We start from the raw sequence: 10,363 nt of genomic DNA, 5'->3' as shown, positions 1-10,363 counted from the left end.
CACGCTGCTGTCCGCGCTCGGCGTCGGCCGCAGGCAACTCGCCGGGGCGGCGGTCGCCGAGGCGGGCGCGCTCGCCGTGCTCGCCACCGCGGTCGCGATCCCGGCCTCCTCCGCGCTGCACGCCACGCTGACCCGGCTGGCGCCCATGTCCGGGGCCGGGCTCGCCACGCCGTTCGGGGTGAACGCCGCCCAGGTGCTGTCCGTCGCCGGTGGCGCGCTGGCGCTGGCGGCGGTGCTCGTCGTGCCGTCCCTGCGCACCCCCGCGACGGCGCTGCGCCGGCGGCGGGAGCTGCTCGCCAGATCAGGCGCCGACGTGCTGCTCGTGGCGCTCGCCGCCGTCGGCTGGTGGCAGTTGCGCGACCAGCCGGCCGGTTCGGGTTCGCCCATCGACGCCGTACGGGTGCTCGCCCCCGCGCTGCTGCTCATCGCCGGATCCGCGCTGGCGTTGCGCCTGGTGTGGCCCGCCCTGCGCGTCGTGGAACGGCTGGCCCGCCGGGCTCGCGGGCTGCTGGTGCCGCTGGCCGCGTTCGAGGCCGCCCGCAGGCCGCAGGCGGTCGCCGCCGGCCTGCTGGTGGGGCTGGGGTGCGCGGCGGCCACGTACGGGATCGGGTTCGACGCCACCTGGCAGCGCTCCCAGCAGGACCAGGCCGACCTGGCCGTCGGCACCGACCTCGCGCTCGCGCTCACCGCCCCGCCCGCCGTCGGCCAGGGCCCGGCGGTCGGGACGGCCACCGGGGGAGAGGTGAGCCCGGCCACCGACCGCGGCATCGCCGTCGGCCAGTGGCTCGGCGGGGCCGGCGACCCGCCCAGGCTGGTCGCCGTGGACGCCACCCGCGCCGATGCGCTGCTGCGCGGCCGGCTGAACGACGGCCGCACCTGGGGAACCGTGGGCGCCGCCCTCGCACCGCCGTCCCGGGTGGCGGGCATCGCCATCCCGGCCGGAGCCGCACTCTCCCTGACCGGGAACGCCACCGGCTCGACCCCGCTCACCACGACGCCCCGGCTGCTGCTCCAGGACCCGACCGGACTGCGCACCCCCTGCACGGGACCGCCCATCCCGCTCGACGGCAAGCCGCACCCGCTGCCGGACTGTGCGAGCGGCGAAGGGCTCCGGCTGGTCGCGGTGTCGCTGCCGTTCGAGCTCGCGACCGGGAACGTCGGCACCGGCCACACCCTCTACGAAACCTCCGCGGCGGACAGCAGCGTCGCCGTGACCGTCACTGTGGCGGGCTCCGACGCCTCGCAAGGACCGTGGACCGCCACCTCGGCCGGCCCGATCCCCAGGCAGCTCGCCAACCCTGCCGTCACGGCCAAGGGCTCGGAGCTGCGGATGACCACCACCGTCTCGCTCCAGGGCCCGCCCGACGCCGCCAGCCTGGTCGCCACCGCCTTCCCCGCCCCAGGGCCGGTGCCGGTGGCCGTCTCCGCCCGGTTCGCCGGTGAGGTGGGCGCCCGTCCCGGCTCCCGGCTCGACCTCACCGTCGGCCTCACTCCGGTACCGGTCCGCGTGGCCGACGTGCTTCCGGCCGTGCCGTCCGCCCCGGGCGCCGCGGCCGTCCTGGCCGACTTCGACGCCCTCACCCGAGCCCTGGCCGTGCGCGGCGACTTCGACGCGCCCGTGGACGCCTGGTGGGTCGGCCACCCCGCCGCCCACGCCCCCGCCGCCGATGCCTCCGGCGCCACCACGCGCGCGTCCGAGACGGCCCGGCTCACCGGCGGCCCGCTCCGGGCGGGCCTCCCTGCCGTGCTCCGGCTGCTCGTCCCGGCCGCGGTCCTGCTGATGCTCGCCGGGATCGTCCTGCACGTGACGTTCGACCTGCGGGCCCGCGCGCTCGAGGTGGCGCGGCTGCGCGGGCTGGGGCTGACCCGGCGCGAGATCCGCAGGGTGCTGCTCGCCCAGCACATCGGGATTCTGCTGCCGCTGCTCGCCGCGGGCGCGGCGGTCGGCGCCCTCGCCACCCACCTCGTCGCCCCTCTCCAGATCCGCTCCGACACCGGTGCGGCCCCCGTACCCGAAGTCCTGCCCGTCTGGCCCTGGGCCGCCGAGTCCACCCTGCTCGCCGGGCTGCTGGCCGTGTGCGTCCTGGCGGTCGGCATGGTGGTCACCATCCAGGCCCGTCGCGCCGACGCCGCCCACCTGCGGGTGGCGTCATGAAGCTCCACCGGCCCGGCATCGTCGGCACGCACGCGTGGTGGGTGATGTCATGAGGCTCCCGGCGCCGCACTGGCCCAGCGTCGCCGGCCGCGCACGCGCGGATGCCGGGCCGTTGCTGCTGGCCGCCGTCGTGGTGGCCGTGGTCACGTTGCTGGCCGCCGCGATCCCGCCCCTGCTGAGCGCGACAGCGGATGCCGCCGTACGGGACGCCGTCCGCAGGGACGGCGGCGACCTCCGGGTGCACGCCCGGATGGAGGACGACGGCGGGCCGAGCGCCAGCCGCATCCGGCACCCGCGCCTCGCCGAGAGCGTGGACGACTTCCGCGCCAGGGCCACCGACGAGCTCGGGCCCGGCCTGCGCGCCGCCCTGCACCCGCCCGTCGCCACCGTCATCAGCCCCACCCTCAAAATCACCGACGGCAGCGTGCTGCGCACGTTCCAGCTCGCCTACCTCGCCCGCGAGGGCGGCCCCGCCGTCACCTGGATCACGGGCGGCCCGCCCGAACCCACCGGCTCAGAGACGGCGTCCGTCCCTTACGGCGCGCCGCCGTGGCCGGTGCAGGTGGGCCTGTCGGAGGCGGACGCCGCCGCTCTCCAGCTCCGGCCCGGCGCCGAGATCCCGCTCGCCGACGACCAGGGGAACGTCAAGAAGGTTCAGGTCAGCGGCATCTTCCGGCCGTCGGACAGCACCGACCCCGCCTGGCGGCCGGCCCCCGCGCTGCTGAAGCCGGTGGCCGGGGCGGACGGAAGGGGAAGCACCCGCTTCGCCGGGCTGCTGTCCCGCGAATCCCTGCCCGACGCCCGCCTCGCCTTCGGACCGGACGAGCTGCGGCGCACCGCCTGGTTCACCCCCGACCCGGCCCGCCTCTCCTGGGACGTCGTGCCGCCGGTCGCCGCCAAGGTGGTCGCGCTCAAAGCGGCCTCAGGGTCCTCCGGCGCGCGGGACGGCTCGCTGAAGTGGGAGACCCGGCTCGACGGGGTGCTGCGGAAGGTGAGCGCGCAGGTCGAGGCCGCGTTCGCGCAGGCGTCCCTGCTGCTCGTCACCCTGCTCACCGTCGCCGCCCTGGTCCTGCTCCTCGGCGCCGACCTCCTGGTACGCCGCCGCGCCCGCCCCCTCGCCGCCGCCCGCCGGCGCGGAATGTCCCTCCCGGCCATCGGCGGCGAACTGCTGCTGGAGTCGGCCGTGACGGCGCTGCTCGCCGCGGCGGTGGGGCTCACCTTGGCCGCGGTCATCACGCCCGGGGTCGCCCTGCCCGGGGCCGGTGTGCCAGGGCCCGGAGCGAACGCCGTCGCGTCGGGGGCCGGCCTGATAGGGGCCGGGGTCTCCTGGGAGTGGATCGCGCCGGTGGTGATCGTCGCCGTCGTCGCCGGACCGGCGTTCGGCACGCTCACCGCCGCCCGCGCCACCCGCGACCGCCGCGTCCCCGCCAACCGGAGCGCACGGCGGTGGATGCGCGACACCGCACGGCTGCGGCGGGCCGCCGCGGAGCTCGGGGTGCTGCTGGCCGCGACCGGCAGCGTCGTCGCCCTCTACCAGCGCGGGATCAGCGGGGGAGTGCTACCTGCCAGCGCCCCGGCATTGGGGGCATGCGTGGGCGCGCTCGTGCTGGCCCGGGCCCTGCCCTTGGGGACCCGCTTCGCACTCAAGCGCCTGCTTCGCTCCCGCCGCCCACTGGCCGTGTTCGGAGCCGCCCGAGCTATGGCGGCCGCAACCCACGTGCTCCCCCTGACAACACTCGTGACCTCCGCGACTCTGACGACGTACGCACTGACCCTCGGAGCCGCCCTCGGTCACGGGATCGCGGCGGGGCCGCTGGCCGCGGGGCTGCTGCGCCTGGCCTGGGTGGTGGGCGTGACGCTGCCGGTCCTGGGGCTGCTGGGGCTGGCGCTGGGTGCGGCGGCCAGTGCGCCGGAACGGTGGCAGACGCTGACCCGGCTGCGGACGCTCGGGCTGCGTCCGCGCGAAGCCCGGTGGGTTGCGGCGGGTGAGCTGCTACCCCCGGTGGCGTTCGCCGCCGTGATCGGCCCGCTGCTCGGGCTTGTGCTGGCCCATCTGACGTTCGGCTCGCTCGACGTCCACCTCCTCACCGGCGCCGCCGTGACCCCGGCACCTCCGTGGTGGGCGCTCGGCCTGGTGGTGATCACGTTCCTGGCAGCGGTCGCTGTCGTGGTGCCCGTCGAGGCGGCGGTGCGGCGCCGTCGGCGGCTGAGCGAGGTGCTGCGCGCGGGCGACGGCTGAGCGATCTCCGGGCCGGGTGCAACCTTTCGTCCCGTGGGTGGCGTTCTGAACGGGCGAGAAGAGATGATCGGGTTGTCAGGATGGTCCTGACGGGCTAAGGTTCGTGTCAGAGTCACCCTGACAAAAGGAGGGCCTATGAGCCCCGCTGTTCCCCTGCCCACCTGCTCCTTCTGCGGGAAGGAGGCCGCCGAGGTCAAGAAGATCATCGCCGGCCCCGGCATCTACATCTGCGACGAATGCGTCGCCGCCTGCAACCAGATCCTGGCCGCCGATGTGGGCCCCGCCCAGCCGGAGCTCCCGGAATGGGCGAACATGTCCGACGAGGAGATCCTGCGCGCCCTGCCCAGGATCGACCGCGTCGGCACCCAGGTCGACGTCAGCCTCCGCCGCCGCGTCGCCGAACTCCGGGATCGAGGCGTGAGCTGGGCCAGGATCGGCGCGGCACTCGGCGTCACCCGCCAGTCGGCCTGGGAACGCTTCGCCGGCGAGGAGAAGCGCCCCCAGGCCGACCAGCGGGACGACGGCGCCTGACACGTCCCCCCGCCCTGCCGGGGCCGGGCGCCCGCCTCGGCACAGGGGGCTGGTAAGGTGCAGGGCATGTCAGCCGCTTCGTGCTCGGCCGCCTGCGCGGCAGTGACCAGGACGTCCCGCTAGCGGCGGGGCGTTCACGTCACAGAAATCCTTCGAGAACGTCCGGTCGCTCCGTGATCCGTCCCGAGCGGCACCTTCGTGCTGCCCGGATTCACCTTCGAGCACCGGAGCGCTTGATGCTTTCCGCACCCGGGCAAGGCCCGGCTTCCTCTTCCTCCACGCGCGCATGGCTGGTGTTGTGCGCGATGTCCATGCTGCAGTTCCTCCTCGCGGTCGACGTGACCGTGGTCAACATCGCCCTGCCGTCGATCGGCGCGGACCTCGGCGCCGGCGGGCACGCCCTGACCTGGGTCGTGGTCGGCTATACGATCGCCGGCGGCGGGCTGCTGATGCTCGGCGGCCGGCTGGCCGACCTGCTGGGCCGCCGTCGCGTGCTGCTGTCCGGCACCGTCCTGTTCGGCGCGGCGTCCCTGCTGGCGGGGCTCGCCCCGTCGTTCCCCGTTCTCGTGCTGGCGCGGCTGCTGCAGGGCGCCGGTGAGGCCGTCGCGCTGCCGGCCGCGATGGCGACCGTCGTCCTGCTGTTCCCCGAGGGGCCGCGCAGGTCGCGGGCGCTGAGCGTGTGGGCGGCGGTCGCGAGCTGCGGGCTGGTGCTCGGGTTCGTGCTGTCGGGGGTCATCACCGCGCACCTGGGGTGGCGGTGGACGTTCCTGATCTCGGTGCCGGTCATCCTGGTCGTGATCGTGGCGGCGCTGCTCCTCGTCGAGGCCGATCGGCCGGTGGCCCGCCCCGGCCCCCTGGACCTGCCGGGGGCGCTGCTGCTGACGGCGTGCCCGCTGCTGTTCGTCTATGGCGTGGTGCAGGCCGGTGAGCCGGGCGCGAGCCCGTGGGTGAGCGTGGTGGCGCTGGCCGGCGCGGCCCTGGCCGGTGCCGCGTTCGTACGGGTCGAGGCCCGCTCCCCGCATCCGCTCGTACCGCTGAGCTTCTTCGCCCACCGCGCCAGGGTCACCGCGAACGTCGCCACGACGCTGCTCAGCGGCGCGCTGTCCACGTCGTTCCTGCTGTTCACGTTCTACCTGCAGGACGTCCGCGGCGTCGGCCCGCTGGAGGCCGGGCTCACGATGCTGTCCATGGGGGCCGCCATGGTCGTGGCCTCCCTGCTCGTCCCTCGGCTGCTCGGCAGGTGGGGACCGCGCGTGTGCGTCCTGGCGGGCCTCGGCTGCACCACTTGCGCGATGGCCGTGATCGCCCTGGTCGCCGTCCTCGGCGCCGGGGCGCCGTGGCTGATCGCGGCGATGGTGCTGATCGCCGCCGGGATGGGCTTCGGGCTCATCGGGCTGCAGTATCTGGCGGTCAGCGGCGCGACCGACGAGGACGCCGGGATCGCCTCCGGGATCCAGCGCGGCGTGGACCAGCTCGGCGGCGCCGCCGGGGTGACGGTCTACGTGGGCATCGGCTTCGCCCCGGCCCTGCACTCGGCGAACCCGTTCGTGACCGCAGCCGGGCTCGCGGTCATCGGGCTCATCGTCGCCGCCCTGGTCATCCGGCGGCTGCCCCAGCATGTGCTCAGCTGAGGGATGAGTCGTCATCCGGGTGGGTGACGACGTACAGAGTGCGCATGGGGGCCTTCCTGGGCTCGATTTGCAGTTGACGTTGACGTCAGGTTTTAGCGTAAGGCGGACATCGACCCGCTGATCACAGTGAAAGGCAGTACGTCATGCGCGCAGTCCGTTATCACCAGTACGGCGGTGTGGAGACCCTGGTGGTCGAGCAGGCGCCGGACCCGCATCCCGGGCCTGGCGAGGTCCGCATCCGGGTCGCGGCGGCCGGCGTCAACCCCGTGGACTGGAAGGTGCGTTCCGGGGCGGTGCGCGAGGTGCTCCCCGTGGACCTGCCCGCCATTCCCGGGCGTGACGCCGCCGGCGTGGTGGACGAGATCGGCGAGGGCGTGGCGGGAGTGAGCATCGGCGACCGCGTCTTCGGGCTGGGCGGCGTGACCGGCGCGACGGCGGAGCTGGCCGTGCTGTCGGCCTGGGCCCACGCACCCGAGGCGTGGACCGACGAGCAGGCCGCCGGCGCCGCGCTGGCGGCCGTGACCGCGATGAACGGCCTGAACGCACTCGGCCCCGTGAAGGGCCGCACCCTGCTCATCGAGGGCGCGGCCGGAGGCGTGGGCAGCGCGGCGGTCGAGATCGCCGTGGCGTGGGGCGCCACCGTGATCGGGACCGCCGGCGAGCGCAACCACGCGTTCCTCGCCTCGCTCGGAGCCGTCCCCACCACGTACGGCGCCGGCCTCGCGGACCGCCTCGCCACCCTGGCGCCGAACGGGGTCGACGTCGTGCTCGACACCGCCGCCTCCGGCTCCCTGACCGACCTCATCGCGATCGCGGGCGACCCCGAGCGGGTCTCGACGGTCGCCGACTACGCCAACGCCCAGCGCCTGGGCGTGCACCTGGCCAACGCGGCCAACGACCCCGCGCTCCTCGCCGAAGCGAGCGACCTCGGCCGGCAGGGCCGCTACACCCCGCGCATCGAGCGGACGTACCCCATCGAACAGATCGCGGAGGCGCACGCGGAATCCGAGCGCGGACACACGCGCGGCAAGATCGTGGTCTGCGTTTAGATGCTCTCGAGGACGTCGCGGAGCTGGGAGCGGGCCGTGATGCCCAGCTTGGGGAACACGCGGTAGAGGTGGGAGCCGACCGTGCGCGGCGAGAGGTAGAGCTTGTCGCCGATCTCCCGGTTCGTCAGCCCGCGGGCGGCGAGCCGGACGATCTGCTGTTGCTGCGGGCTCAGCTCGGTGAGTGCGCCTGGCGCGGTTCGGGTGGCTTCGACGCCGGCGGCGCGCAGCTCGGCCTCCGCACGCTCGATCCAGGGCCGCGCGCCGAGCCGGCGGAACGTCTCCAGCGCCGAGGTCAGCAGGGGGCGGGCCTCGGCGATGCGCCGCCGCCTCCTGAGCCACTCGCCGTAGTCCAGCCGGGTCTGCGCCCGCTCGAACGGCCACTGCTCACCCGCCTCGTCCGCCAGCGCCGCCAGGAAGTACGGCTCCGCGTGGTCCGGCTCGGCGAGCAGGGCCCGGCCGCGGTCGAGCAGCGCGCGGATGCGTACCGACAGGCCGGGACGGGAAGCCGCGCGTTCCAGCAGGCCGGCTGCCTCCTCCCGCCGCCCCCTGCGGACGGCCGCGGCGGCGAGCTCGGCGAGGACGGTGGGGGAGACGTGGTAGTGCACGGGCTCGCCCTCGGCGGTGAAGGCGGAGCGGAACTGGGCGTACGCGGTCTCGTAGTCGCCCTCGGCCACCGCCGCGAACCCCAGGGCCCGGCGCGCGGACACGGCGATCGACCGGCTCTCCAGCGGATCGACCAGGGCCAAAGCCCGCTCGGCACCGCGCCGCGCGCCGTCCGCGTCGCCGCGCAGCGCGAGCACCGTCGCGTCGAGCGCGTGGACGCACGCCTCTGCGTGGTCGAGCCCGGCCGTCGTGGCCGTCGCCGCGATCTCGGCGGCCACCGTACGGGCCTCGGCCCACCGGCCCTGCTCCAGGTACGCCCACCCGACGGCGCTGCCCAGCCCGGCCGGCAGCGCGCCACCGGCCTGCCACCGGTCGTACGCCTCGTCGAAGGTCCTGGCGGCCAGCGCGGTCTGGTCGAGGATCCAGGCCACGATGGCGAGCGCGGTCAGCCGGCCGGGGTCGCCCGTGGCCTCGGCGATGAGCCCGGGCAGCGCAGGGACGAACCGGGCACCCGCACCATGGGGGTCGGAGACGGCCTCCACCCAGACGCGCAGGCCGCTATCGGGCAGGCTGCCGCCGGTCAGGGCGCCGTCGGGTGAGGCGGAGAGCAGGCGCTCGATCCGCTGCCGTTGCGACTCCTCGCCCGAGTAGTAGCGGACCACCGCCGCCGCGGCCAGCGCGTCCATGGCCTTGGACGGGTGCTCGTCCGCGACGCGGGTCAGCAGGGCGAACGCGGCCGCGTGGTTGCTGCGCAGAGCCATGAGCCGCCCGGTGGCCAGCCAGGCGTCGCCGATCAGCGCAGGGTCGTCGCTGTGCCTGGCCACCTCGGCGGCCAGGCGTTCCACCCAGCCGAGCTGGCCGGTGAACACCGCCATGGCGGCGGCCTCGGCCAGCAGCCCGGCCCGGTCCGCCGGGTGCGGGCTCAGCTCGGCGGCGCGTTCGAGGGCGGCGGCAGCGGCCGCGTAGCCGCCCCGCCGGCGTGCCCGGTCGGCCGTCTGACGCAGGGCGTCCGACACCTCCGCGTCGGGACGGATCGTCGCGGCGGCGAGGTGCCAGGCCCGGCGGTCGGGCTCCTCGCTCAGCTCCGCCAGCGCGAGGTGCGCCTGCCTGCGCTCGTCGAAGGAGGCCGCGTGGTAGACGGCCGAGCGGACGAGCGGGTGGCGGAAGGTGATGCGGGCGCCGTCCTGGCGGACGAGGCCGGCCTGCTCGGCGGGCGTCCACGCCTTGTCGTCGGCCTCGGGGAGCCCCTTCGATGCCGTTCGTACGTCCGTCGCGTCGGCGGCGGCGAGCAGCAGCAGGGAGCGGCGGGTCGCCTCAGGGAGGAACTGGAGCTGGTCGGCGTAGATCCGCTCCAGCCGTTCCGTGACCGGCAGCGGGCCCTCGACACCGCCGCCTGTCGGGGTCGCGCGGGCGAGTTCGATCAGGGCCAACGGGTTGCCGGCCGCCTCCTGGAGGATGCGCATCCGATTCCGGCCGGTGGGCGGGGACGGCTGGCGGTCGAGCAGCCGGTTGGCCGCCTCGTCGCTCAGCGGGCCGAGCTCCAGGCGTTCGTCGCCGAAGCCGGGCAGCGGCGCTGCGGAGCGGACGCCCAGCAGCAGCGTGACGGGTTCGGCGTCCAGGCGGCGGGCCACGAAGGACAGCACGTCCAGCGATGCGCGGTCGATCCATTGGGCGTCGTCGACCACGATGAGCAGCGGCGCCAGATTCGAGACCAGGGTGAGGACGGCGGAGCCGGCGAGCATGCCATCGGGGGCTCCATCGTCCAGGCCGAGGACGGCCCTGAGCGCGGAGCGCTGCCGTGGCGGCAGGCCGTCCAGCTCGCCCAGCACCGGGCGGAGCAGCTGATGGAGCCCGGCGAACCCCAGGCACGCCTCGGACTCGCTGCCGGCCGCGCGCAGCACCCGGCCCGCGTGGCCGGCAGCGACGTCGAGCAGCGCGCTCTTCCCGGCGCCGGGATCGCCCGCGAGGACCAGCACCCGGCCGGAGCCCAGACGCCGCAGAATTTCCGCGATCTCGTTTTCCCGGCCCACTATCGAATCGTCTCCGCGGTGATGCACTGATGCTCCAGGAAATGGGGACGCCGATCTCGAGAACTGTGCGCTACAACACAGGAGCCACCGGGATTATTCCGCCGTGCAGTCGGATGACGGATACC

Annotated in this window: 5 protein-coding genes and 1 pseudogene; 5 read left to right on the top strand and 1 reads right to left on the bottom strand. The window is 75.2% G+C overall.

The genetic code is table 11. The annotated features are described in order from the left end of the window. The 5 genes and pseudogenes from ABZW11_RS13225 to ABZW11_RS13205 form a co-directional block, all read left to right on the top strand. Positions 1–2,155: FtsX-like permease family protein (locus ABZW11_RS13225; RefSeq protein ID WP_355415882.1), on the top strand; the 2,155-nt coding region annotated here is incomplete at its 5' end. A 49-nt stretch (positions 2,156–2,204) separates the two neighbouring features. Beyond that, on the top strand, positions 2,205–4,394 hold the full coding sequence (locus ABZW11_RS13220) for an ABC transporter permease (protein WP_355415880.1): 2,190 nt from the start codon (positions 2,205–2,207) through the stop codon (positions 4,392–4,394). 135 nt (positions 4,395–4,529) lie between these two features. Beyond that, a pseudogene (locus tag ABZW11_RS13215) lies at positions 4,530–4,670 on the top strand (ClpX C4-type zinc finger protein); the annotation flags it as partial. 560 nt (positions 4,671–5,230) lie between these two features. After that, positions 5,231–6,556: an MFS transporter gene (locus tag ABZW11_RS13210; RefSeq protein ID WP_355415878.1), complete on the top strand. Its 1,326-nt coding sequence runs from the start codon at positions 5,231–5,233 to the stop codon at positions 6,554–6,556. 143 nt (positions 6,557–6,699) lie between these two features. Continuing rightward, complete coding sequence (locus ABZW11_RS13205) at positions 6,700–7,605, top strand: NADP-dependent oxidoreductase (RefSeq protein WP_355415876.1); 906 nt, start codon at positions 6,700–6,702, stop codon at positions 7,603–7,605. Here the strand turns inward: ABZW11_RS13205 and ABZW11_RS13200 are convergent. Continuing rightward, positions 7,602–10,238, bottom strand: a complete 2,637-nt coding sequence (locus tag ABZW11_RS13200; RefSeq protein ID WP_355415874.1) for a LuxR family transcriptional regulator — start codon at positions 10,236–10,238, stop codon at positions 7,602–7,604. The two genes, ABZW11_RS13205 and ABZW11_RS13200, sit on opposite strands and share 4 nt — an antisense overlap. Positions 10,239–10,363 lie beyond the last annotated feature (125 nt).

The sequence above is a fragment of the Nonomuraea sp. NPDC004580 genome (assembly GCF_040609855.1).
GTDB lineage: Bacteria > Actinomycetota > Actinomycetes > Streptosporangiales > Streptosporangiaceae > Nonomuraea > Nonomuraea salmonea.
This window is presented reverse-complemented; position numbering and strand designations above follow the sequence as displayed.

Excerpts from the sequence above, each read along its gene's own strand:
- ABZW11_RS13220 (WP_355415880.1), top strand. The coding sequence starts at position 2,205 with ATGAGGCTCCCGGCGCCGCACTGGCCCAGCGTCGCCGGCCGCGCACGC.
- ABZW11_RS13210 (WP_355415878.1), top strand. The coding sequence starts at position 5,231 with ATGTCCATGCTGCAGTTCCTCCTCGCGGTCGACGTGACCGTGGTCAAC.
- ABZW11_RS13205 (WP_355415876.1), top strand. The coding sequence starts at position 6,700 with ATGCGCGCAGTCCGTTATCACCAGTACGGCGGTGTGGAGACCCTGGTG.